The organism is Streptomyces sp. NPDC050388 (assembly GCF_040655635.1).
Classification (GTDB): Bacteria; Actinomycetota; Actinomycetes; order Streptomycetales; family Streptomycetaceae; genus Streptomyces.
Window position 1 is genome coordinate 55,185 of record NZ_JBFAKH010000034.1, and the last position, 22,618, is coordinate 77,802.

The window sequence follows — 22,618 nt, forward strand, 5'->3', positions numbered from 1 at the left end:
ACGGCGGCGGCCGGGCGGTGCCGAGCGGTCCGTCCCGGGTCCGGTCGAGGCCGGTCCGGCGGGTCCGGGGCCCGGCTTCGGGTTCGCACCCGCGTCGGGACGGGTGTCGTCCTTTGCCCATGGGGTAGTCCCCAGCTCTGCAGAGAGCTCGGGGAAGGGGGTTTCGTGCAACGTGTCCGAGTCCTGGTCGTCGACGACCATCGCATCTTCGCCGAGTCGCTCGCCGCGGCCCTGGCCGCGGAGCCCGACGTCGAGGTGTCCGCGGCGGGCAGCGGCCCGGCCGCGCTGCGCTGCCTGGAGCGCGCCGTCGGCGAGGGGCGGCGGTTCGACGTGATCCTCGTCGACGCCGACCTGGGCGGCAAGGTGGCGGGCGTCCGTCCGGCCCTACCGGTGCAGGCGGCCGACGAGGACGGCCTCGTCGACGGGATGTCCCTGGTCACCGGGGTGCGTTCGGTCCACCCGCAGGTACGGATCGTGGTGCTCGCGGAGAAGGACGACCCGCGCCGCGCCGCGCTCGCCCTGCAGGCCGGCGCCGGCGGCTGGGTGGCCAAGGACTGCTCGCTGAGCCGGCTGCTCACCGTCATCCGGGGCGTGCTGCGCGACGAGACGCATCTGCCGCCCGCCCTGCTCACCGGCGTCCTGCGCGAACTGACTGCCGCGCGCAAGCACCGCACGGAGAGCGAACGGCTCGTGGAGACCCTGACCCCGCGGGAACGGGAGGTGCTGCGGTGCATGGTCGCGGGCCTGGGGCGCAAGGCCGTCGCCGAACGCCTGTATCTCTCCCCGCACACCGTCCGTACGCACATGCAGAACGTGCTCGGCAAGCTGGGCGTGCACTCCACGCTCGCCGCCGTCGCCCTCGCCCGGCGGGCGGGTGTGGGGCCCGTCGACCCGGGGCCGGCCTCAGCCCGGGATGTTGTCGAACGGGGCGGTCAACCGGCGTAGCAGACCCGCCAGTTCGCCGCGCTGGGTGTGGGAGAGCTCGGCGAGGATCGCCCGCTCCTGCGCCAGCAGTCCGGCCAGTGCCTGGTCGGCGCGGTCGCGGCCCTCGTCCGTGAGGCGGACCAGGACGCCGCGCCGGTCGTTGGGATCGGGCAGCCGCGCGACCAGGCCCTTCTTGGTCAGGCGGTCGATGCGGTTGGTCATCGTGCCCGAGGTGACCAGCGTCTGGGTGAGCAGCTGTCCCGGCGAGAGCTGGTAGGGGGTGCCCGCGCGGCGCAGCGCGGTCAGCACGTCGAACTCCCAGGGCTCCAGTTCGTGCTCGGAGAACGCGAGCCTGCGGGCCCGGTCCAGGTGCCGGGCGAGCCTGCTCACCCGGCTGAGGACCTCGAGCGGTTCCACGTCGAGGTCCGGGCGCTCCCGGCGCCATGCTGCGACCAGCCGATCGACCTCGTCCTCCATGGCGATCAGTGTAGTGGTTGTGTCGACGTGAAGTCTCTTGAGGCCGAGTTTCTTGACGGCGAGACAACGTGTGCGGGACGCTGGGTACCCGTCGGCCGACTCCAGGAGGCTCCATGCCCGCGGTCACCGATCCCACCTGGGACCCCGCCCAGTACCTGCGTCACGCCGGTCCGCGCACCCGCCCCTTCCTCGACCTCCTCGCCCGAGTCCCCGAGCTCCCCGGCGACCCGCCCCGCATCGCCGACCTCGGCTGCGGCGCCGGAAACGTCACCGCCCTGCTCGCCGCCCGCTGGCCGGCCGCCCGCATCACCGGCTACGACAACTCGCCCGAGATGCTCGACAGAGCACACGTCGACCACCGGGGCCCGACCCCGGGCGGCGGCCGACTGGACTTCGCCCGCGCCGACGTCCGCACCTGGACGCCCGACCGGCCGTACGACCTGATCGTCAGCAACGCCACCCTGCAGTGGGTCCCCGGGCACGCGGACCGGTTCACCGACTGGATCGCCTCACTCACCCCCGGCGGCACCCTCGCCTTCCAGGTGCCCGGCAACTTCGACGCCCCCAGCCACACCCTCCTGCGCGAACTCGCCCACTCCCCGCGCTGGCGGGCCCGCCTCTCCGGCACCCTGCGCCACACCGACGCCGTCCTCACCCCCGCCGCCTACCTGGACCGCCTCACCGGCGCCGACTGCGCGGCCGACGTGTGGGAGACGACGTACATCCACCTGCTGCACGGACCGGACCCCGTCCTCGACTGGGTCAGGGGCACCGGCCTGCGGCCCGTCCTCACCGCCCTCGCCGACGACCCCGAGGCACGGGACGCCTTCGTCGAGGAGTACCGCACCGCCCTGCGCACCGCCTACCCGGCGGGCCCGCACGGCACCCCGTTCCCCTTCCGCCGCGTCTTCGCCGTCGCCGTCAAGGAGGCGTGACGGATGCTCGCCGCCGTCGACCACGTGCAGCTCGCCGCACCACCCGGCTCCGAGGGCCGCCTCCGCGCGTACTACGCCGATGTCCTCGGCATGACCGAGGTGCCGAAGCCGCCTGCTCTGGCCGTGCGCGGCGGCTGCTGGTTCCGGGCGGGAGGCGTGCAGCTCCATCTGGGCATCGAGGACGACTTCCGGCCCGCCGGGAAGGCCCATCCCGGCCTGAGGGTGACCGGCATCGAGGCGTACGCCGCTCGCCTGGCGTGCCACGGTGCCCCGGTCATCTGGGACGACGACCTCCCCGGCCACAGGCGCTTCTACTCCGAGGACCCGGTGGGCAACCGGCTGGAGTTCCTGGAGCCGGCCGGCTGACGTTCCCGTCGGCTCACGGACGCAGGCCCAGCAGGCGTCCGACCTCCGCGTGCGGGATGCCCTCTTCGAGGGTCCCCTCGGCTTTCCGGCGTCGGTACTCGGCGATGGCCAGGGCGTCTTCCAGATCCTCGATCACCTGGGGCGCGACGAGGAGCGCGGTCACGCCGCTCTCGTCGGTGAGAACGACGGGCTCGCGGCCGCCTCCCAGCCGGTGGACCAGATCCTCCAACCGGGAGGCGGCCTCGCTGATCGTCATCTCGGTCATGGGCACACGATGCCACGTGCCCGGGCCGGGGATTCAGCTCTTCCGGTGTCCGATCAGGCGGGGCTTGGGCTCCAGGCCGTCCAGGCCGTGCCAGGCCAGGTTCACCAGGTGGGCGGCCACCTCCGCCTTCTTCGGCTTGCGGACGTCCAGCCACCACTGGCCGGTCAGCGCGACCATCCCCACCAGCGCCTGCGCGTACAGCGGGGCCAGCTTGGGGTCGAAGCCGCGGCTCTTGAACTCGCGGCCCAGGATGTCCTCCACCTGGGTGGCGATGTCCGAGATGAGGGAGGCGAAGGACCCCGTCGACTGCGGGATCGGGGAGTCGCGGACCAGGATGCGGAAACCGTCCGTGTACTCCTCGATGTAGTCCAGCAGCGCGAACGCCGCCTGCTCGCACAGCTCCCGCGGATGCCCCGCGGTCAGCGAACCCGTCACCATGTCCAGCAGGCGCCGCATCTCGCGGTCCACCACCACCGCGTACAGGCCCTCCTTGCCGCCGAAGTGCTCGTACACCACCGGCTTGGAGACCCCGGCCTTCGCCGCGATCTCCTCCACCGACGTGGCCTCGAAACCCTTCGCCGCGAACAACGTGCGGCCGATCTCCAGCAGCTGCTGACGGCGCTCCGCACCGGTCATCCGGGTGCGGCGCGTCCGCCGCGGCTTGTCGTTGCTCGAGGTGTTGCTGGAGTCGGTCGCCACAGCGACCATCATGCCGCCTCAGCCGTCTCCCGCCCGCGCCGGGAGCCGCCCGCCCCGGTATTACGGTGGTTACGGCGCGAATCGATACGCGAGCGTGACGGCCACCGCACGTCGTACGCCCAGCCCAACTGCTCGAACCAGCGGATCAGCCGGGCCGAGGAGTCCAGCTGCCCCCGCTCCACCCCGTGCCGCGCGGACGTCGGGTCGGCGTGGTGCAGGTTGTGCCAGGACTCACCGCAGGACAGGACCGCCAGCCACCACACGTTGCCGGAACGGTCCCGCGACTTGAAGGGCCGCTTGCCCACCGCGTGGCAGATCGAGTTGATCGACCACGTCACATGGTGCAACAAAGCCACCCGAACGAGTGACCCCCAGAAGAAGCCGGTGAACGCGCCCCACCACGACATCGTCACCAGACCGCCGATCAGCGCCGGCAGCGCCAGCGACAACGCCGTCCACAGGATGAACTGGCGGGAGATCGCACGCAGCGTCGGGTCCTTGATCAGATCCGGTGCGTACTTGTCCTGCGGGGTCTGCTCCTCGTCGAACATCCAGCCGAGATGAGCCCACCACAGCCCCTTCAGCAGCGCCGGCACCGACTCCCCGTACCGCCACGGCGAATGCGGGTCGCCCTCCGCGTCCGAGAACTTGTGGTGCTTGCGGTGATCCGCCACCCAGCGCACCAGCGGCCCCTCCACCGCCATCGAACCCGCCACCGCCAGCGCGATCTTCAACGGCCGCTTCGCCTTGAACGAACCATGCGTGAAGTGACGGTGGAAACCGATGGTGATGCCGTGGCAGCCGAGGAAGTAGAAGAACACCAGCAGCCCGAGATCCAGCCAGCTCACCCCCCGGCCCCACCCCAGCGGCACCGCCGCCAGCAGCGCCAGGAACGGCACGATGATGAAGAGCAGCAGAGTGATCTGCTCGATGGAGCGCTTGCGCTCGCCGCCCAGCGTGGCGGACGGGACGGCGGCGGCGTCGGAGCGGGAGTCGGGCGCGGGCCTCTTGGAGGCTTCGTCGATGACATCGGGGCCTGAGGTCATGCGTGTCCCCTGTGAGGTGTGAGGGTTGAGGGTGATGCCGGGCAGCGGAACCGCGCGATGCTCCCTACGGCCCCGTAACCTACGGCAACGTAAGTATGGCAGTGCGCGGTCCGGCGGCACGAGCCCACGAGCCTGCGCACCCCGGCCGAGACCTATCCTGGAAGTCGGTCGGACAGCGCGGTCCGCTCTGATTCCTTCCCGGATGCCCGGCCCGTATGCGGTACCAGCCGCCCGAGACGCCGTCCGGGGTTCCTCCAGACCAGCTTCAACACTGCAAGGAGCCGCACCTGTGAGCAGTGCCGACGACCAGAACGTGTCCACGGCGACCACGAGCAGCGAACTGCGGGCCGACATCCGCCGATTGGGTGATCTCCTCGGAGAAACCCTCGTCCGCCAGGACGGCCCCGAACTCCTCGACCTCGTCGAAAAGGTCCGCCGCCTCACCCGCGAGGACGGCGAGGCCGCAGCCGAACTGCTGCGCGGCACCGAACTCGAAACCGCCGCCAAGCTGGTCCGCGCCTTCTCCACCTACTTCCACCTGGCCAACGTCACCGAACAGGTCCACCGAGGCCGCGAGCTGCGCGCCCGGCGCGCCACCGAGGGCGGACTGCTCTCCCGCACCGCCGACCGCCTCAAGGACGCCGACCCCGAACACCTGCGGGAAACCGTGCGGCACCTCAACGTCCGCCCCGTCTTCACCGCCCACCCCACCGAGGCCGCACGCCGCTCCGTCCTCAACAAGCTGCGCCGCATCGCCGCCCTCCTCGAGACCCCCGTCATCGCCTCCGACCGGCGCCGCCTCGACATCCGCCTCGCCGAGAACATCGACCTCGTCTGGCAGACCGACGAACTGCGCGTGGTCCGTCCCGAACCCGCCGACGAGGCCCGCAACGCCATCTACTACCTCGACGAACTCCACGCCGGCGCCGTCGGCGACGTCCTCGAGGACCTCACCGCGGAACTCGAACGCGTCGGCGTCAAGCTCCCCGACGACACCCGCCCCCTCACCTTCGGCACCTGGATCGGCGGCGACCGCGACGGCAACCCCAACGTCACCCCCCAGGTGACCTGGGACGTCCTCATCCTCCAGCACGAACACGGCATCAACGACGCCCTGGAGATGATCGACGAACTCCGCGGATTCCTCTCCAACTCCATCCGCTACGCCGGAGCCACCGAGGAACTGCTGGCCTCCCTGAAGGCCGACCTCGACGCCCTCCCCGAGATCAGCCCCCGCTACAAGCGCCTCAACGCCGAGGAGCCCTACCGGCTCAAGGCCACCTGCATCCGGCAGAAGCTCGAGAACACCAAGCAGCGCCTCGCCAAGGACACCCCGCACCAGCCCGGCCACGACTACCTCGGCACCGGCGAACTCCTCACCGACCTGCGGATCATCCAGGCCTCACTGCGCGAACACCGCGGCGGCCTCTTCGCCGACGGCCGGCTCGCCCGCACCATCCGCACCCTCGCCGCCTTCGGCCTCCAGCTCGCCACCATGGACGTACGCGAGCACGCCGACGCCCACCACCACGCCCTCGGTCAGCTGTTCGACCGGCTCGGCGAGGAATCCTGGCGCTACACCGACATGCCCCGCGACTACCGCACCAAGCTCCTCGCCAAGGAACTGCGGTCGCGCCGCCCCCTCGCCCCCACCCCCGCACCCGTCGACGCGGCCGGCGAGAAGACCCTCGGCGTCTTCCAGACCGTCAAGCGGGCCCTGGAGATCTTCGGCCCCGAGGTCATCGAGTCCTACATCATCTCCATGTGCCAGGGCGCCGACGACGTCTTCGCCGCCACCGTCCTCGCCCGCGAGGCCGGACTCATCGACCTGCACGCCGGCTGGGCGAAGATCGGCATCGTCCCGCTCCTCGAGACCACCGACGAGTTGAAGGCCGCCGACACCATCCTCGAGGACATGCTCGCCGACCCGTCCTACCGGCGCCTGGTCGCGCTCAGGGGCGACGTCCAGGAGGTCATGCTCGGCTACTCCGACTCCTCCAAGTTCGGCGGCATCACCACCAGCCAGTGGGAGATCCACCGCGCCCAGCGCCGACTGCGCGACGTCGCCCACCGCTACGGCGTCCGCCTGCGCCTCTTCCACGGCCGCGGCGGCACCGTCGGCCGCGGCGGCGGCCCCACCCACGACGCCATCCTCGCCCAGCCCTGGGGCACCCTCGAGGGCGAGATCAAGGTCACCGAACAGGGCGAGGTCATCTCCGACAAGTACCTCATCCCCTCGCTCGCCCGGGAGAACCTGGAACTGACCGTCGCCGCCACTCTCCAGGCGTCCGCCCTGCACACCGCACCCCGCCAGTCCGACGAGGCGCTCGCCCGCTGGGACGCCGCCATGGACGTCGTCAGCGACGCCGCCCACGCCGCCTACCGCCGGCTCGTCGAGGACCCCGACCTGCCCGCCTACTTCTTCGCCTCCACCCCCGTCGACCAGCTCGCCGACCTCCACCTCGGCTCCCGGCCCTCCCGCCGCCCCGACTCCGGCGCCGGACTGGACGGCCTGCGCGCCATCCCCTGGGTGTTCGGCTGGACCCAGTCCCGGCAGATCGTCCCCGGCTGGTACGGCGTCGGCTCCGGACTGAAGGCCCTGCGCGAGAGCGGCCTCGACACCGTGCTCGACGAGATGCACGAGCAGTGGCACTTCTTCCGCAACTTCATCTCCAACGTCGAGATGACCCTCGCCAAGACCGACCTGCGCATCGCCCGGCACTACGTCGACACCCTCGTCCCCGACCACCTCAAGCACGTGTTCGACACCATCCGCGTCGAACACGAACTCACCGTCGCCGAGGTGCTCCGCGTCACCGGCGAGAGCGAACTCCTGGACGCCGAACCGGTGCTCAAGCAGACCTTCGCCATCCGCGACGCCTACCTCGACCCCATCTCCTACCTCCAGGTGGCCCTGCTCAAGCGCCAGCGCGACGCCGCCACCGCCGGCACGGAGCCCGACCCCCTGCTCGCCCGAGCCCTCCTGCTCACCGTCAACGGAGTCGCCGCCGGCCTGCGCAACACCGGCTGACCCCCACGGCACACGACGGCGCCCCCGAGCCGCACACACCGGCCCGGGGGCACCGTCGTCCGTCGTCCACCGGACCGCGCACGGGCCCGCCCTCACCTCACCAGGAACGCCGCCGTCACCAGCGCCACGCCCGACAACCCCGTCACCCACGCCGGCCGCGTCCGCAGCAACCCGCCCGCCACCACCACCGACGCCAGCATCAGCGCCCCGCCCAGCGGGACCCACGCGTAGAGCACCCCCGCCGGACCCGAACGCACCACCTCGGTCCCGTCCGGCTTCACCACCACCGTGTACGTCCGCCCCTCCGCCACCGCCGCCGTCTCCGCCAGCACGACCTCGGCCCGCGGCTGCGACCCCGGCGACAACGGCGCGTACGGCCCCTTGCAGGTCTCCGCACCGCACGACGTCACGGTGACCGTGCCCCGCTCCCGACCCTTCGTCAGCATCACGTACTGCGCCGTACCCCACGACGCCCACACACCCGCGATCAGGATCAGCACGGTGACCGTGCCCATCACCGCGAGCCGGCCGAACCGCAGCGCGGCGGAGGAACGCCGGGAGGAGCCCCGGCGGGAGGGGACGGCAGAAGGCATGGCCGAGATCCTTGGCCATGCCTGTACGGTCGGTCAACCTCGGCCGGGTGCGAGGCACCGGATCCGGCTCACGAGTTGTACGTTCCCTGCGCCCGTTCCAGCCCTTCGATCACCAGACACTCCACCGCGTCCGCCGCCCGGTCCACGAAGTAGTCCAGCTCCTTGCGCTCCGCCGACGAGAAGTCCCGCAGCACGTAGTCCGCCACCTGCATCCGCCCCGGCGGACGCCCGATCCCGAACCGCGCCCGGTGGTACTCCCGCCCGAACGCCTTCGTCATCGACTTCAACCCGTTGTGGCCGTTGTCCCCGCCACCCAGCTTCAGCCGCAGCGTCCCGTACTCGATGTCCAGCTCGTCGTGGACCGCCACCACATGGGCCACCGGCACCTTGTAGAACTCCCGCAGCGCGTTCACCGGGCCGCCCGACAGGTTCATGAACGACATCGGCTTCGCCACGATCACCCGCCGGCTCGCCGGACCCGGCGGCCCGATCCGCCCCTCCACCACCTGCGCCTGGGCCTTCCCGGCCCGCTTGAACCGGCCCCCGACCCGCTCCGCCAGCAGGTCCGCCACCATGAACCCCACGTTGTGCCGGTTCATCGCGTACTCCGGCCCCGGGTTGCCCAGCCCCGCGATCAGCCAGGGCGCCGCCGCGTCCTCGGTCGTCACGTCCGTGTCTCCCTCCTTCACGTATGCACGCCTCCGTGCATCCACGCCTCCGCGTCCTGAATGCGCGTCGGCCGCTGCCCCGCACGGGAACAGCGGCCGACGCGCATCGAAGAATACGGAGCCTCCGCGGGCGACGAAGCCCGCGAGGACGATCAGGCCTCGGCCTCCTCCTCGGCCTCCGAGACCTCCTCGGCCTGCGCGGCCAGGACCTGCAGCACGACGGTGTCCTCCTCGACCGTCAGCTTCACGCCCTCCGGCAGCACCAGGTCCTTGGCGAGGACCGCGGCACCGGCCGCCAGACCCTGCACCGAGACGGTCACGTTGTCCGGGATGTTCGTCGCCTCCGCCTCGACCGGCAGCGCGGAGAGGACGTGCTCCAGCAGGTTGCCGCCCGGGGCCAGTTCGCCCTCGGCGAGCACGGGGATCTCGACGGTGACCCGCTCGCCCCGCTTCACCTTCAGCAGGTCCACGTGCACCAGGTCACCGCGCAGCGGGTCACGCTGCACGGCCTTCGGGATCGCCAGCTGGCTGCCCTCACCGTCGATGACCAGCTCGATCAGCACGTTCGACGTACGCAGCGCCAGCAGCAGCTCGTGGCCCGGGAACGTCAGGTGCAGCGGCTCGAGACCGTGCTCGTACACCACACCCGGGACCTTGTCCTCACGACGGACACGACGCGCGGCACCCTTGCCGAACTCGGTACGGGTCTCGGCGTGCAGCTTCACATCGGCCATGCTCATCACTCCTCGAAGTCAGTTACGGACGTGGTCACCCGGCCACGAACGGCCTGCTACGAAGAGCACGTCGATTACGGACCGCCGTACCCCGCTCCTCAGAAGCGGTACGGCCTCCCTCGCCGAGCAACTGCAGCAGTCTACTCGGACGGGGAGGCCGCACCCAAAACGATCACCCGGACCACCAGGGGGCCGGGCTGCAGAACCCTTACTGCTCGTCGAACAGGCTCGTCACCGAACCGTCCTCGAAGACCTCACGCACCGCACTCGCGATCGTCGGCGCGATCGACAGCACCTTGATCTTGTCCAGGTCGGCACTCAGCTCGTGCGGGGTCGGCAGCGTGTCCGTGAACACGAACTCGCTCACCCGCGAGTTCTTCAGCCGGTCCGCCGCCGGACCCGACAGCACACCGTGCGTCGCCGTCACGATGACGTCCTCCGCGCCGTGCGCGAACAACGCGTCCGCCGCCGCACAGATCGTGCCGCCCGTGTCGATCATGTCGTCCACCAGGACGCACACGCGGCCCTTCACCTCACCGACCACCTCGTGGACCGTGACCTGGTTCGCCACATCCTTGTCCCGCCGCTTGTGCACGATCGCCAGCGGCGCGCCCAGCCGGTCGCACCAGCGGTCCGCCACCCGCACCCGGCCCGCGTCCGGCGAGACCACGGTCAGCTTCTCCCGGTCCACCTTCGCCCCCACGTAGTCCGCGAGCAGCGGCAACGCGAAGAGGTGGTCGACGGGACCGTCGAAGAAGCCCTGGATCTGATCCGTGTGCAGATCCACCGTCAGCACCCGGGTCGCACCCGCCGTCTTCATCAGGTCCGCGATCAGACGCGCCGAGATCGGTTCACGGCCCCGGTGCTTCTTGTCCTGCCGCGCGTAACCGTAGAACGGCACGATGACCGTGATGGACCTGGCCGACGCACGCTTCAACGCGTCGATCATGATCAACTGCTCCATGATCCACTTGTTGATCGGTGCCGTGTGGCTCTGGATCAGGAAGCAGTCGGCGCCACGGGCCGACTCCTCGTACCGCACGTAGATCTCGCCATTGGCGAAGTCGAAGGCCTTCGTCGGGACGACCTCGACCCCCAGCTGGCGGGCGACGTCCTCGGCAAGCTCGGGGTGGGCGCGGCCGGAGAAGAACATCATCTTCTTCTGGCCGGTCGTCTTGATCCCGGTCACAGCACTTTCTCCTCAGAGGTTTCGCAGGTATCGCGGGGACTCGCGGGTGGCGAGGGGGTACGCGGCTCGGTCGCGAGCGGCTTCTCGGTCCGTACGCGAGGAGCCGTCTCGGCAGGTGGGGTGCGGATGTGCATTTATCACGGTACGCCGAATCGGACGCGCCGCTTTTCGGTCACCCCTCCTCGGCCGACCCCTGCGAAGCCGCCTCCGCCGCCTTCGCGGAAGCACTCCCCGGGCGCTTACGAGCCACCCACCCCTCGATGTTCCGCTGCTGGCCACGGGCCACGGCCAGTGAGCCAGGCGGCACGTCCTTCGTGATCACGGAGCCGGCAGCCGTGTAAGCACCGTCCCCGACAGTGACAGGTGCCACAAACATGTTGTCCGACCCCGTCTTGCAGTGCGACCCGACCGTCGTGTGATGTTTGTCCTGTCCGTCGTAGTTCACGAACACGCTCGCCGCGCCGATGTTCGAGAACTCGCCGATCGTGGCATCCCCCACGTACGACAGATGCGGAACCTTCGTCCCCTCACCGATCGACGCGTTCTTCGTCTCCACGTACGTACCGATCTTGCCCTTGCGCCCGAGCCGCGTCCCCGGACGCAGATACGCGTACGGCCCGACGGTCGCCTCCGGCCCGATCTCGGCACCCGCCGACACCGTGTTGTCCACCCGCGCGCCGGCCCCCACCCGCGTGTCCGTCAACCGCGTGTTCGGGCCCACCTCGCAGCCCTCGGCGAGATGCGTCGCACCGTGCAGCTGCGTCCCCGGATGCACGATCACGTCCTGTCCGAACGTCACCGTCACATCCACCCACGTCGTCGCCGGATCGACCACCGTCACCCCGGCCAGCATGGCCTCCGTCAGCAACCGGTCGTTGAGGATCCGCCGCGCCTCGGCGAGCTGCACCCGGTTGTTGATCCCCGCGATCTCCCGGTGATCACCCGCCACCGACGCACCCACCCGGTGCCCGGCCTCACGCAGGATGCCCAGCACGTCGGTCAGGTACTCCTCACCCTGGCTGTTGTCCGTCCGCACCTTGCCCAGGGCGTCCGCCAGGAGCTGCCCGTCGAACGCGAACACCCCGGAGTTGATCTCCCGGATCGCCCGCTGCGCATCGGTGGCGTCCTTGTGCTCCACGATCGCCGTCACGGCACCCGTGTCGTCCCGCACGATCCGGCCGTACCCGGTCGCGTCCGGCACCTCGGCCGTCAGCACGGTCACCGCGTTGCCGTCGGCGGAGTGCGTGGCGGCGAGGTCCCGAAGCGTCCCGGCGGTCAGGAGGGGCGTGTCCCCGCAGACCACGACCACGGTCCCCTCGACGACACCGCCCAGCGCCTCCAGGCCCATCCGCACGGCGTGGCCGGTGCCGTTCTGCTCCTCCTGCACGGCGGTGCGGACGGCGGGGGCGACCTCGGCGAGGTGCGCGGTCACCTGCTCGCGGGCGTGGCCCACGACGACGACCAGGTTCTCCGGCTCCAGCTCACCGGCGGCGGCGAGCACATGGCCCACCAGGGAACGGCCGCAGATGTCGTGCAGGACCTTCGGAGTGGCCGACTTCATACGGGTGCCCTCACCCGCTGCGAGTACGACGACGGCTGCCGGGCGGTTGGCGCTCACGGGATGCCCTTCGGCTGTGTGGGGTGGGGTGGACAACCGCAGGATACCGGGGCGTTTGTGGGGGGACATGAGTGCGGGTCCTGACCGGGGGTTCGACTGGTCAGGACCCGAACGGGGGCTGTGTTGTGGCTCCCCCGCAAGGATTCGAACCTTGTCCTACTAGATCCAAAATCTAGTGTGCTGCCAGTTACACCACGGGGGACAGCGCCTCAGACCTTACCGGAGACATGCTTGCGCGTGGGTCACGATGGCACCCACCGGTCCTCGACGTGACGGTACGGCTCACTGCTCTGTCACACGACGGGGACGAGACACCCGCGGGTCGCACGTCGGCGGACGCGGAACGCGCCGCGCCCGCTTTCGCGGATCGTCCTCACCGCCGTCCTGTGTCCCGTGCGGGGCCGGCGGGTTCACCGGGAGCCGGTCTCCGGAGCGGACCGGGCGGGTGTCGCGCCGGCCGACCCGCAGCCCGCAGCTCGCCGTGCCGGTGGCGAGCCCACCCGTAACGTGGCTTGTATGGCGGATGACGCGGGCGGGCCGGAGATTGCCGGGGATCCGCTGTCCCGTCCGCCGGCCGCACGGACCCTGCGCCCCGGGTGGTGGCTGGTGTCGGCCGTCATCGTGGCGGCAGCCGCGCTCGTCGCGCTGAACCGGCGCCACGACCTGGTCCTGGCCCTGCGTCTGATGGGGGCGGTCCCGCCGGGACGGCTGGCGCTCGCCGCCCTCCTCGAGGCGCTGTCCCTGCTCTGTCTGGCGGCGATGCAGTGGTGGCTGCTGAGGGCGGGTGACGCCCGTCTGAGGTTCGGCCGTGTGGCTGTGATGATCCTGGCGGCCAACGCGGTGGCCGGCGCGCTCCCCGCCGGGGCGGCGTTCGCCGCCGCCTGGCTGTTCCGACAGTTGCGGCGCTGCCGTGTGTCGCCGGTGCTCGCGGGCGCCGTCCTCGCGGTGTCCGGTGTGTTCTCCGGTCTCGCCCTGTTCTCACTGCTGGTGGCCGGCGTTCTGGCCGGCGGAGGAGCAGGAGCTGCCGTCGGCCTGCGCGCTGCGGTGCTCTGGCTGGCGGCGGCCCTCGTTCTCGTCACCGCCGGGACGGTCGCCCTGGCGCGTTTCCCGCCCGTGCGGCGCCGGGTCCGGCGCGCGTGGCGGCGGATCGGGGTCCGTTCCCCCCGCATGTGGAGCATCGAGAACGGGCTGTCCCACCTCGTCCGGCACGTGAGGGCGAAGCAGCCCGGTGTACGGCCGTGGCTGACGCCGTTCGCCCTGGCCGTTTCCAACTGGGTTCTCGACGTGGCCTGCCTCGGCGCCTGCGCATGGGGACTGGGCATCGCGCTGCCCTGGCCGGGGACGCTGGTCGCCTACGTCCTCACCCAGATGGCGGGGGCCCTGCGGCTCACGCCCGGCGGCCTCGGAATCGTGGAAACCGGCCTTGCCGCGCTCCTGGTGCTCTACGGGCTGCGCGTCGACCAGGCCATCGCACTGACACTCCTGTACCGGATCGCGAGTTACTGGGCCCCACAGGCGATCGGCTGGACGAGCTGGCTCGGCCTCACGATCGCCTCACACCGGCGGGCCCACGCCGAACGCGGAGAGTCGCAGACGTGAGGCGTGCCGCCGTCGTGGTCCTTTTCTGTGGGCGTTCCGTGGGCGTTCCATGGGCGTTCTGTGGGCGCTTCCCGGCCGCGGGGTGAGAATGGACGGGACAGGTTCTCCGCTGCACCGAGAGGTGGGCAGGTGGGCCAGGCGGCGATCAGTGTGACCGGTCTCAGCAAGCGGTTCGGGACGGTGACGGCACTGGACTCGGTGGACTTCGAAGTCCGGCCCGGTACCGTCCTCGGCTTGCTGGGGCCCAACGGTGCGGGCAAAAGCACGGCGATCCGGATCCTGACGACGATCGTGCGCCCGAGCGCGGGCCACGCCGAGGTCCTCGGGCACGACGTGGTCCGCGAAGCGGCGACCGTCCGGGGCCTGATCGGTCTGGCCGGGCAGTACGCGGCGGTGGACGGCAACCTCACCGGCCGGGAGAACCTGCGCATGATCGGACGACTCACCCACGTGCGGCGCTCCCGGATCCGGGTCCGCGCGGCTGAACTGCTGGAACGGTTCGACCTCACCACCGCGGGCGAGCGTCTCGTGCGGACCTACTCCGGCGGCATGCGCAGACGCCTGGACGTCGCCGCCGCGCTCGTTCCCGACGCACCGGTCCTCTTCCTCGACGAGCCCACCACGGGCCTCGACCCGCACAGCCGCAACGCGCTGTGGGACCTGATCCGACACCTCGTCGACGACGGTACGACCGTGCTGCTGACCACTCAGTACCTGGACGAGGCCGACCGACTCGCACATCGGGTGGTCGTCATCGACCGGGGACGGGTGATCGCCGACGACACCCCGGCTCGTCTCAAAACGCACCTGGGCGACACCGTCATCGAGTTCGACATGGGAGAAGCCCGGCGGGCCCTGTGGGCGGCCGAACTGCTGCGGGCGCACTTCGCGGAGTCGCCCCGCGTCGACGCGTCCCGGGTCCGCCTGGCCTCGCGCGACGGATCACGCCAGTTGCTGGACGGCCTCCGGCTCCTGGACGCGCACGGCCTGGTGCCCAGCACCGTCGCCGTACGGGAAGCCAGCCTGGACGACGTGTTCCTGCAGCTGACCGGGGACCGGTCATGACCCGTGCCGTCACCGGACCCGCCCAGCGCCCGGGACTGCTCGCCCGGCCCGGAACGCGGCTCGCGCGGACCGCCGGGGACGGTCTGACCATCGCATGGCGGAACCTGACCGCCCTGCGCCGAATACCGCGGCTGCTGGTGTTCTCGACCATCCAGCCACTGGTCTTCGTGCTGATGTTCCGGTACGTCTTCGGAGGCGTCGTCGCGCCGGCCCTCCACGGAGTCAGTTACGTCGACTTCCTGATTCCGGGCATTTTCGTGCAAACGGCGGTCTTCGGGGCCATGAACACGGCGATCGGCCTGGCCACGGACATGCAGACCGGCCTGATGGAGCGGTTCAGGTCGCTGCCGATGGCCAGATCCGCGGTGCTGGTGGGGCGGACCACGGCGGATCTCGGGCGCCACGTCTTCGTGGTGGCGCTGATGACGGGGGTGGGGTTCGCCATCGGTTTCCGCATTCACGCCGGTGTGTGGGCGCTGCTCGGCGGAATCCTGCTGGTGCTGGCCTTCGGGTTCGCGATGTCATGGATCTTCGCGGTGGTCGGCATGGCGGTCGGTGATCCGGAGACGGCCCAGGCCGCGGCGTTTCCCGTTCTGGCCCCCCTGGTCTTCGCGTCCGCGGCGTTCGTCCCCGTCGACACCATGCCCGGCTGGCTGCAGGTGTTCGCCCGGCACCAGCCGGTGTCACGGACCGCCGAAGCGGTCCGTGCCCTGGTCCTCGGGGGGCCGACCGCACAGGACGTGTGGCAGGCGCTCGCCTGGGACGCGGGCATTGTGCTGGCGTTCGCACCACTGGGTGTGTGGCTCTACCGCAAGGCGGTGTGAGGGGGCGTTCCGCGGTCGCGTGCCTGCCTGGTGTGTGTCGTACGCATCCCGTCCGGGCGGAATGTGGGCCCCCGGGGTCGAACGGTGTGCGATTCAGCAGTTCGAGTGATTTCGACCCCTGTCGCATCCGAACGGTCACGGATCGTGATGGAGTTCGGTCGGGGAAACTGCCCGGAGAACCGGCATCGTGCGCCCGTAGGCTGGAGGGCATGACCACGACGGGGGAAGACCATGTGGCGGCCGGCGGAGGGCCGTGGTGGTGGGGCAGACGGCGGAGTGCCGCGCTGGATGTGAGCCTTGCGGCGGTGTCCGCGCTGGAGTGCGGGCTGGAGGGGATCCCGTTCGCGCGGGACGCGGGGATCCCGGTGACCGCGGGGGTGGTCTTCGGGCTGCTGGCGGGTTCCGTACTGGTGGTGCGGCGGCACTGGCCGATCGCCGTGGTGCTGGTGGTGATCGCCATCACGCCGGCCCAGATGGGCTTTCTGATGGGCCTGGTCGGCCTGTACACGCTGGCCGCGTCGGAGTTGCCGCGCCGGATCATCGGGTCGCTGGCGGGGATGTCGCTGGTGGGGACGCTCATCGTGACGTTCGTGCGGGTGCGGCAGGACATGGCGCGCGGGGAACTGACCCTGGGGGACTGGTTCGTTCCGTTCGCGTCGATCACGACGTCGCTGGGGCTGACCGCGCCGCCGGTGCTGCTGGGGCTGTACGTGGGGGCGCGGCGGCGGTTGATGGAGAGTCTGCGGGAGCGGGCGGACAGTCTGGAGCGGGAGCTCCAGTTGTTGGCGGAGCGGGCCGAGGAGCGGGCCGAGTGGGCGCGTGACGAGGAGCGGAGGCGGATCGCGCGGGAGATGCATGACGTGGTCGCGCACCGGGTGAGTCTGATGGTGGTGCACGCGGCGGCGTTGCAGGCGGTGGCGCGGAAGGATCCGGAGAAGGCGGTGAAGAACGCCGCGCTGGTGGGGGACATGGGCCGGCAGGCGTTGACGGAGTTGCGGGAGATGCTCGGGGTGCTGCGGTCCGGCGGGGGCGGTGGGAGCCGGGGCGCCGGGGACGCGGTGCCGTTGGTGGCGGTGGGCGTGGCGGCGGCCGCGGCCGCGTCGCGGGCGGTGGACGAGGCGCGGGGCGCGGGGGGCGAGGGGCCGACGCTGGCCGAGATCGGCGAGTTGGTGGAGCAGTCGGCGGCCGCGGGGGTGGTGGTGGATCTGTCGGTGGAGGGTGAGAGCCGGTCGTATGCGGGGGAGGTGGAGTCGACGGCGTATCGGGTGGTGCAGGAGGCGTTGACGAACGTCCACAAGCACGCGCCGGGGGCGAAGACGTATGTACGGCTCGCGCACCGGGTGTCGGAGATCGCGATGCAGGTGGAGAACGAGCCGCCGCCGGAGGCGGGGGCGTCGGCGCGGTTGCCGTCGGGTGGGAACGGTCTGGTGGGGATGAAGGAGCGGGTGTCGGCGCTGGGTGGGGTGTTCGTGTCGGGGCCGACGGATGCGGGGGGTTTCCGGGTGTCGGCGGTGATTCCGGCGTCGTAGCCGCGGGCCGGGGCCGGGTTCGTGGGCCCGGAGGCGTGGTCAGCCGGTGGTGAGGCGGGCGGGCTGGGTGCCGGTGACCAGGGCGGTGAGGGCCTGGTCGATGTGGTGGCCGAGGTACCAGTCGCCGGTGTGGTCGAGGGCGTAGACGCGGCCCTGGGCGTCGATGGCGATGAGGGTGTGGGTGTCGGTTTCGGCGCCGACGGGGCAGACGTCGGTGTCGAGGGCGCGGCCGAGGTCGCCGAGGGTGCGGGCCATGTGGAGGCCGTGCAGGGGGTCGAGGTGGAGGGTGGCGGGGGCGAGTTGGCGGCCGGTGCCGACGGGGGGGATGTGGAGGCCGCCGAATTCGGCCCAGGCTTCGACGGCGGAGGGGAAGACGGCGTGGCGGTGTCCGGCGGGTGAGGTGTGCTCGCGCAGGGTGTCGGCCCAGATCTCGGCCTGCTTGATGTCCCAGCGGCCCGGTCGCCAGCCGGCGGTGCGCAGGGCGGCGTCGACGGGGTCGGGGAAGCGCGGTGGGGTTCCCCCTGACTCGGGTGGGGCCGGGTGGTGGGGGGCGGGGGTGCGGTCGGTGTGCATCTGCCGTTCGTCCGTCGTCGTGGTGGTGGCCGGTCGGTGCCGGGGGGAGGTGGGGGGCGGGGGTTATCCGGGGTCGACGACGCGGACTCCGAAGTGGGCGGTGAGGGCGGTGCAGGCGCGACAGGGGGCGGCGAAGCCTCCGTGGAGGGGGTCGCCGTCCTCACGGATGTGGCGGGCGGTGAGTTTGGCTTGTTTGAGCGCTTTGCGTGCTTCGCCGTTGGTCATGGGTTTGCGTGCGGCGCGTTTACTGCGGGCCTTGTCGGCGGCGGTGATGTGCCGGGAGATGAGGATGGTTTCGGCGCAGCGGCCGGTGAAGCGGTCGCGTTGGCCGCTGGTGAGGGTGTCGAGGAAGTCCTGGACGAGGGGGTGCAGATCGGGGGGTGTGTCGCCGCGGGCGGCGGTGCCGGTGAGGGTGGTGCCGCGGATGGAGAGGGCGGCGGCGATGGTGGGCAGGATGCCGTCGCGGCGGTGGTGGAGGAGGGGGGTGTGGACGGCGTCGGCGGCGCTCCAGCCGACGCGGGGGTCGCCGGTGCGGGGGGCGCCGGGCCGACCTGTGTGGGTTCCCTGGTGGGTTCCTGTTTGCGTCATATTCATGATCGTCTTTTCCTCCCGCGCATCCCCCGGAAGGTCACAGAGTGCCAAATGGCGTGGCTGATGGGGAAGCTGGGGCGGAGTGACACGCCCAGGTTTGGGCTGACTGTCACGGGAGGGTGACGGTTGGTCACGGAACCGGAGGGGTGAGCGGCCGGTGCCCGGTGACCGGTGCCGTCGTACCGCATAGGCTGTCGGCACCGCGATTCCTGCGGTGATCCGCGCGGACGGCGTGCGGGGCACCGGCGGGAAGCGGCGGTAAGCAGTCGAAACAGACGTGACAGTCGAATACGTTCCGTAACGGCCCGAGGGTGGTCGGTGCGGGGCGTACAGAGTGCCGCAGGGGGCAACCGCCATGACGACAGGTCGGCTCGGGCAGAAAACCGTGCCGCCGAATGCGGCCTATGCCGGGCAGGTCGTGCACTTCCCGGATCCGGTGCGGGCGGCCCGTCACCCGAGAGGGGTACGGGTGGACGAGCGTGGTTACCCCGATTTCTCGCCGTACGCGCGCGCGGCCGCGGAGATCGCGGAGCCGCCGGAGGGTTTCGGTGTCGACGAGCTGCGGCTGACGGACTACGTGTCGGCGAACGCGGCGCTGGCGGCGACCGGTCATGAGCTGTGGGACACGGTGCCGGCGGTGGCGACGCCGCACGGCTGGACGTGGCATCACGTGGTGGCGTCGCGGCGGCTGGAACTGGTGCCGGTCGAGGTGAAGGCGCTGCTGCGGCACCACGGTGGTGTGGTGACGTCGGGCGTGGACCAGGACAAGCGGGGGACGCGGCCGTTGCAGGAGACGCGTCCGGCGCATTTCGGGCTGCCGAAGTCGGGGCTCGCGGTGACCGAGGCGCAGGTGCTGGGGGTCGAGGAGGACCTCGGGTACCGGCTGCCGGGCGCGTACCGGTCGTTCCTGAAGGTGGCGGGTGGTTGCGCCCCGGTGGGGACGGCGCTGGACGCGGAGCTGGGGCTGCTGGTCGACCAGCCGTTCTTCACGGTGCGGGACGAGGCCGCGGTCAATGACCTGGTGTACGTCAACAAGTGCCTGCGTGATCACCTCACCAAGGACTACCTGGGGGTCGCTTTCGTCCAGGGCGGTCTGCTGGCGGTGAAGGTGAAGGGCGACCGGGTGGGTTCGGTGTGGTTCTGCGCGTACGACGACGCGCGGGACGTGGACCCGTCGTGGACGCCGGCGGAGCGGGTGGAGCGGCTGCTGCTGCCGTGCGGGGACGACTTCGACGCGTTTCTGGCACGGTTGGCGGGGTCGCCGCCCGAGTTGGAGACGGTGGCGAATCTGATGGTGGACGGCGGCTTCGCGCAGGTCGTTCCGGTTTCCTCCGCGGGGGAGTGAGGTCTGGCGATGGTGACGTTCGCGCAGGCGCAGGAGCGTGCGGAAGAGTGGATCAACGGGGATGTGCCGTCGTACCAGCACCGTGAGGTGCGGGTGCGGGAGTTCGGTCTCGGGTTCGTGGTGTGGGCGGAGGACCGTGCGGACGGGCCGCGCTCGGACGGCGGCGCGCAGCGGCTGGTGATCGCCCGGGACAGTGGTGAGGCCTCGTTGTGGCCCGCCCTGGCGGTGGGTGAGGTGATCCGCCGGTACGAGGAGGAGTACGGCCGTGCGGAGGCGGCGCCGGAGCCGGCGCCCGCGGCGCGGGTGGATCTGAATCAGACGTCGTTCCTGTTGAGTCCGCCGGAGTGGTTGCAGGAGGCCGCGGACCGGCTGGGGATTCCGGATCGTCGGGGGGAGACGTCGGGCGGTGCGGCGGGGGCGGCCGGTACCGGCGGTGGTGCCGCGGCGGCGGGCGCGGGGGCCGGTTCCTCCGGTGCCGCCTGGCCTGCTGCCGGCGGTGGTGACTCCTCGGCGGGGACCGCCGGTGCCGGTGCCGGCACCGGTTCCGGTGCGTCGGGTGAGCCGGTCGGGGCGACGCCGTGGGCCGGTACGGACACGAACGCCGATACCGGTGAGGACCGTTCCGTGCCGCTGCCGGAGACCGTGTTCGCCCCGCCGCTGAGCCAGTCCGACGACGACACGCCGCCGGCGGCGCCGGACGCGCAGACGGCGCTGATCTCGGGCGGCAGCGGGCTGCCGCCGACGGCGGTGAGCCCGGCGCTCCAGGCCCCGGACGCGCGGGTCCCGCCGGGTGCCCCGGCGTATCCGTCGGCGCCGGACGCCGGGGACATCGCCGACGCCGCGACCAGCAAGGCGCCGCCGCCGCGCCGTGGCTCGGGTTCTACGCCGCCGCCTCCGCCGGGCGCCCCGGGCACGCCGGGCGCGCGGGCGGGGGCCGCGCCTCCGCCGCCGTCCGCGCCCCCGTCGGGTCCCGGCACGCCGGGGGGTCCGGCGGGCGGGTACGTACCGACGCAGATGGTGTCGTCGCTGGGGTCCGACGGGCTCAGCGGTTTCGAGGGCCCGGGAGGCGCCCGGGGCGGCCGGCCGCCGGCCGGCCCCCCGACGCCGCCGCCCGGTACTCCGCCTCCGCCCGGGGCGCCGCCCGCGTCCGGTGGTACGCCGCCCGGCGGGGTGCACCACGCCGCGACGGTGTTCGCCGACCCCGGCCGTCCGGGGGCCGGCGGGGGCGCGCCGCAGCCTCCCGGCCCGCTCGGCGTCCCCGGCGCGCCGCAGCCTCCGAATGCCCCGGGTGCCCCGGGTGCCCCGGGAGGGCACGGTCCCGTGCACCACGCCGAGACCATGCTGGCCGGTCCTCCGGTCGGCGGTCCCGGCGCACCTCCGCCGCCGCCCGGTGTCCCCGGGACGCCGCCGCCTCCCGTGCCCCCCGGTGTTCCCGGCGGTGTGCCCGGTGCGGTGCCTCCGGCGTACGGCTATCCGCCGCAGCCCGTCGGACAGCCGACGGTCGGCCCCGGCTATCAGGCGGTTCTGCGCTACCGCGCGCAGGACGGTTCCGAGCAGCAGCTGATCCGGCGTTCGGCGCCGGGCACGCCGCACCCGGAGTGGCAGATCTTCCACGAGCTGCGTGCGATGAATGTGCCGCCGAACCAAGTGCTGGAGCTGCACACGGAGTTGGAGTCGTGTGAGCTTCCGGGTGCGTACTGTGCCCGGATGATCCGGGAGCAGTGGCCGCAGGCGCGGATCACGAACATCGCCCCGTACGGCACGGATCACGCGAGCCGGCAGCAGGGCATGCGGCAACTGCTGGAGCATCAGGGCGAGTTGCATCAGGTGGCGGACGGTCCTGCCCGGCCGGCTCCGGTGCGCGCGCCGTTGACGCCGGTTCCGCCGGCGCCGCCGGTTCCGCCGGAGGTCATCGGGCAGGAACTGGCGGGGGCGTTCGGGCCGGGTGTGTTCCGGTTCGAGCAGGCCGCGGTGTCCCGGCAAGGGGTGCCGCCGCTGGTGGCGCACACGCTGGTGGTGGCCGGACTGCCGCTGGACATGGGCCCGTTCTTCTGGGCACAGGCCCAGCCGGGGCGTCCGGTGCCCACGCTGGCGGAGCTGGCCGTGGAGCGGGGCGTGCAGCCGGCCTCGGACGCGGGTTCGTACCTGGTGATGGGCAGCGACTTCGGCAAGGCGATCTGTGTGCAGTACGGCACGGCGAACATCGTCGCGGTGCCGGTGGAGGCGGGGCCGGGCGGTGCGCCCGTACCGCCGCAGTTCGTGAACACGGGACTGCCGGAGTTCGCGCGCTGCCTGGCGTTGCTGGGGCGGATGTGGCGGCTGCGGTTCGGGCTGAACCCGGAGCAGGCGGGCCGCTGGACCGTCGACTTCCAGATGCAACTGGCGGCGCTGGACCCGGCGGCACTCGGTTCGCCGGACAGCTGGTGGTCGGTCCTGCTGGAGCAGATGTGGGACGGCCTGCTGTGACCCCTCGCCGCTGAGGGCGGCGAACAGGTGGGAGCCGGGCCCGGTCGGATGTGACGACCGGGCCCGGCTCGACTGTGTGCG

The 22,618-nt window shown here is 71.7% G+C and carries 21 protein-coding genes and 1 tRNA gene; 10 read left to right on the forward strand and 12 right to left on the reverse strand.

Features of this window, described 5'->3' with window-relative positions; all coding sequences use genetic code 11:
• Positions 1–165: 165 nt before the first annotated feature.
• Positions 166–945 (forward strand): response regulator transcription factor, encoded by a 780-nt coding sequence (locus AB0I73_RS20850; protein ID WP_363039406.1) that lies wholly within the window; start codon positions 166–168, stop codon positions 943–945.
• Here AB0I73_RS20850 and AB0I73_RS20855 read toward each other — a convergent pair.
• A complete protein-coding gene (locus AB0I73_RS20855; RefSeq protein ID WP_363039408.1) occupies positions 904–1,401 on the reverse strand; it encodes a MarR family transcriptional regulator in 498 nt (165 codons plus the stop codon). The two genes, AB0I73_RS20850 and AB0I73_RS20855, sit on opposite strands and share 42 nt — an antisense overlap.
• Positions 1,402–1,514: 113 nt before the next feature.
• Here AB0I73_RS20855 and AB0I73_RS20860 point away from each other — a divergent pair, with 113 nt between their 5' ends.
• The gene (locus AB0I73_RS20860) at positions 1,515–2,336 is read left to right on the forward strand and encodes a trans-aconitate 2-methyltransferase (protein ID WP_363039410.1); all 822 of its coding nucleotides are present in this window, start codon (positions 1,515–1,517) and stop codon (positions 2,334–2,336) included.
• 3 nt (positions 2,337–2,339) lie between these two features.
• Positions 2,340–2,702, forward strand: a complete 363-nt coding sequence (locus AB0I73_RS20865) for a VOC family protein (protein WP_363039412.1) — start codon at positions 2,340–2,342, stop codon at positions 2,700–2,702.
• Between the two features lie 13 nt (positions 2,703–2,715).
• Here AB0I73_RS20865 and AB0I73_RS20870 read toward each other — a convergent pair whose 3' ends face one another.
• The 3 genes from AB0I73_RS20870 to AB0I73_RS20880 are packed head-to-tail and all read right to left on the reverse strand — an operon-like array spanning position 2,716 to position 4,712.
• Positions 2,716–2,967 carry a type II toxin-antitoxin system prevent-host-death family antitoxin gene (locus AB0I73_RS20870; RefSeq protein ID WP_363039414.1) on the reverse strand — a complete coding sequence of 84 codons (252 nt, stop codon included), beginning with the start codon at positions 2,965–2,967 and terminating at the stop codon, positions 2,716–2,718.
• Positions 2,968–3,000: 33 nt separating this feature from the next.
• The gene (locus tag AB0I73_RS20875) at positions 3,001–3,678 is read right to left on the reverse strand and encodes a TetR/AcrR family transcriptional regulator (protein WP_363039416.1); all 678 of its coding nucleotides are present in this window, start codon (positions 3,676–3,678) and stop codon (positions 3,001–3,003) included.
• Complete coding sequence (locus AB0I73_RS20880; RefSeq protein WP_363039418.1) at positions 3,675–4,712, reverse strand: fatty acid desaturase; 1,038 nt, start codon at positions 4,710–4,712, stop codon at positions 3,675–3,677. The genes AB0I73_RS20875 and AB0I73_RS20880 overlap by 4 nt, the downstream gene beginning before the upstream one ends.
• Before the next feature lie 289 nt (positions 4,713–5,001).
• Between AB0I73_RS20880 and ppc the strand changes: the two genes are divergently transcribed.
• Positions 5,002–7,743 carry a phosphoenolpyruvate carboxylase gene (gene ppc / locus AB0I73_RS20885; RefSeq protein ID WP_363039419.1) on the forward strand — a complete coding sequence of 914 codons (2,742 nt, stop codon included), beginning with the start codon at positions 5,002–5,004 and terminating at the stop codon, positions 7,741–7,743.
• Positions 7,744–7,835: 92 nt separating this feature from the next.
• On the opposite strand, the gene AB0I73_RS20890 is transcribed toward ppc, so the two are convergent.
• The 6 genes from AB0I73_RS20890 to AB0I73_RS20915 all read right to left on the reverse strand — a co-directional run bounded on the left by AB0I73_RS20890 (position 7,836) and on the right by AB0I73_RS20915 (position 12,747).
• Positions 7,836–8,336, reverse strand: a complete 501-nt coding sequence (locus AB0I73_RS20890) for a hypothetical protein (RefSeq protein ID WP_363039421.1) — start codon at positions 8,334–8,336, stop codon at positions 7,836–7,838.
• Between the two features lie 68 nt (positions 8,337–8,404).
• Positions 8,405–9,004 (reverse strand): aminoacyl-tRNA hydrolase, encoded by a 600-nt coding sequence (gene pth, locus AB0I73_RS20895; protein WP_363039423.1) that lies wholly within the window; start codon positions 9,002–9,004, stop codon positions 8,405–8,407.
• Positions 9,005–9,156: 152 nt separating this feature from the next.
• Positions 9,157–9,738: a 50S ribosomal protein L25/general stress protein Ctc gene (locus tag AB0I73_RS20900; protein WP_363039425.1), complete on the reverse strand. Its 582-nt coding sequence runs from the start codon at positions 9,736–9,738 to the stop codon at positions 9,157–9,159.
• Positions 9,739–9,946: 208 nt separating this feature from the next.
• Positions 9,947–10,927, reverse strand: a complete 981-nt coding sequence (locus AB0I73_RS20905; protein ID WP_363039427.1) for a ribose-phosphate diphosphokinase — start codon at positions 10,925–10,927, stop codon at positions 9,947–9,949.
• A gap of 172 nt (positions 10,928–11,099) precedes the next feature.
• Positions 11,100–12,545, reverse strand: coding sequence for a bifunctional UDP-N-acetylglucosamine diphosphorylase/glucosamine-1-phosphate N-acetyltransferase GlmU (gene glmU / locus AB0I73_RS20910; RefSeq protein WP_363039429.1), 1,446 nt, complete (start codon positions 12,543–12,545; stop codon positions 11,100–11,102).
• A 126-nt stretch (positions 12,546–12,671) separates the two neighbouring features.
• Positions 12,672–12,747: transfer RNA gene (locus AB0I73_RS20915), tRNA-Gln, on the reverse strand.
• Positions 12,748–13,061: 314 nt separating this feature from the next.
• Between AB0I73_RS20915 and AB0I73_RS20920 the strand changes: the two genes are divergently transcribed.
• The 4 genes from AB0I73_RS20920 (at position 13,062) to AB0I73_RS20935 (ending at position 17,562) form a co-directional block, all read left to right on the forward strand.
• Entirely contained in the window at positions 13,062–14,144 is a 1,083-nt protein-coding gene (locus AB0I73_RS20920; protein ID WP_363039431.1) for a YbhN family protein, read from the forward strand.
• Positions 14,145–14,273: 129 nt separating this feature from the next.
• On the forward strand, positions 14,274–15,209 hold the full coding sequence (locus AB0I73_RS20925) for an ATP-binding cassette domain-containing protein (protein ID WP_363039433.1): 936 nt from the start codon (positions 14,274–14,276) through the stop codon (positions 15,207–15,209).
• Positions 15,206–16,033, forward strand: coding sequence for an ABC transporter permease (locus tag AB0I73_RS20930; RefSeq protein ID WP_363039435.1), 828 nt, complete (start codon positions 15,206–15,208; stop codon positions 16,031–16,033). The genes AB0I73_RS20925 and AB0I73_RS20930 overlap by 4 nt, the downstream gene beginning before the upstream one ends.
• 209 nt (positions 16,034–16,242) lie before the next feature.
• The gene (locus tag AB0I73_RS20935; protein WP_363039437.1) at positions 16,243–17,562 is read left to right on the forward strand and encodes a histidine kinase; all 1,320 of its coding nucleotides are present in this window, start codon (positions 16,243–16,245) and stop codon (positions 17,560–17,562) included.
• Between the two features lie 39 nt (positions 17,563–17,601).
• On the opposite strand, the gene AB0I73_RS20940 is transcribed toward AB0I73_RS20935, so the two are convergent.
• Positions 17,602–18,135 (reverse strand): SUKH-3 domain-containing protein, encoded by a 534-nt coding sequence (locus tag AB0I73_RS20940; protein WP_363039439.1) that lies wholly within the window; start codon positions 18,133–18,135, stop codon positions 17,602–17,604.
• A 63-nt stretch (positions 18,136–18,198) separates the two neighbouring features.
• Complete coding sequence (locus AB0I73_RS20945) at positions 18,199–18,729, reverse strand: YwqJ-related putative deaminase (protein ID WP_363039441.1); 531 nt, start codon at positions 18,727–18,729, stop codon at positions 18,199–18,201.
• Positions 18,730–19,081: 352 nt separating this feature from the next.
• Here AB0I73_RS20945 and AB0I73_RS20950 point away from each other — a divergent pair, with 352 nt between their 5' ends.
• Positions 19,082–20,071 carry an SMI1/KNR4 family protein gene (locus AB0I73_RS20950; RefSeq protein WP_109383577.1) on the forward strand — a complete coding sequence of 330 codons (990 nt, stop codon included), beginning with the start codon at positions 19,082–19,084 and terminating at the stop codon, positions 20,069–20,071.
• Between the two features lie 9 nt (positions 20,072–20,080).
• The gene (locus AB0I73_RS20955) at positions 20,081–22,537 is read left to right on the forward strand and encodes an SUKH-4 family immunity protein (RefSeq protein WP_363039443.1); all 2,457 of its coding nucleotides are present in this window, start codon (positions 20,081–20,083) and stop codon (positions 22,535–22,537) included.
• Positions 22,538–22,618 lie beyond the last annotated feature (81 nt).

Coding starts and splice junctions, on each gene's coding strand:
- AB0I73_RS20855 (WP_363039408.1), bottom strand. CDS start 1,401: ATGGAGGACGAGGTCGATCGGCTGGTCGCAGCATGGCGCCGGGAGCGC.
- AB0I73_RS20860 (WP_363039410.1), top strand. CDS start 1,515: ATGCCCGCGGTCACCGATCCCACCTGGGACCCCGCCCAGTACCTGCGT.
- AB0I73_RS20865 (WP_363039412.1), top strand. CDS start 2,340: ATGCTCGCCGCCGTCGACCACGTGCAGCTCGCCGCACCACCCGGCTCC.
- AB0I73_RS20870 (WP_363039414.1), bottom strand. CDS start 2,967: ATGACCGAGATGACGATCAGCGAGGCCGCCTCCCGGTTGGAGGATCTG.
- AB0I73_RS20875 (WP_363039416.1), bottom strand. CDS start 3,678: ATGATGGTCGCTGTGGCGACCGACTCCAGCAACACCTCGAGCAACGAC.
- AB0I73_RS20880 (WP_363039418.1), bottom strand. CDS start 4,712: ATGACCTCAGGCCCCGATGTCATCGACGAAGCCTCCAAGAGGCCCGCG.
- AB0I73_RS20890 (WP_363039421.1), bottom strand. CDS start 8,336: ATGCCTTCTGCCGTCCCCTCCCGCCGGGGCTCCTCCCGGCGTTCCTCC.
- AB0I73_RS20900 (WP_363039425.1), bottom strand. CDS start 9,738: ATGGCCGATGTGAAGCTGCACGCCGAGACCCGTACCGAGTTCGGCAAG.
- AB0I73_RS20920 (WP_363039431.1), top strand. CDS start 13,062: ATGGCGGATGACGCGGGCGGGCCGGAGATTGCCGGGGATCCGCTGTCC.
- AB0I73_RS20930 (WP_363039435.1), top strand. CDS start 15,206: ATGACCCGTGCCGTCACCGGACCCGCCCAGCGCCCGGGACTGCTCGCC.
- AB0I73_RS20935 (WP_363039437.1), top strand. CDS start 16,243: ATGACCACGACGGGGGAAGACCATGTGGCGGCCGGCGGAGGGCCGTGG.
- AB0I73_RS20940 (WP_363039439.1), bottom strand. CDS start 18,135: ATGCACACCGACCGCACCCCCGCCCCCCACCACCCGGCCCCACCCGAG.
- AB0I73_RS20945 (WP_363039441.1), bottom strand. CDS start 18,729: ATGAATATGACGCAAACAGGAACCCACCAGGGAACCCACACAGGTCGG.
- AB0I73_RS20950 (WP_109383577.1), top strand. CDS start 19,082: ATGACGACAGGTCGGCTCGGGCAGAAAACCGTGCCGCCGAATGCGGCC.
- AB0I73_RS20955 (WP_363039443.1), top strand. CDS start 20,081: ATGGTGACGTTCGCGCAGGCGCAGGAGCGTGCGGAAGAGTGGATCAAC.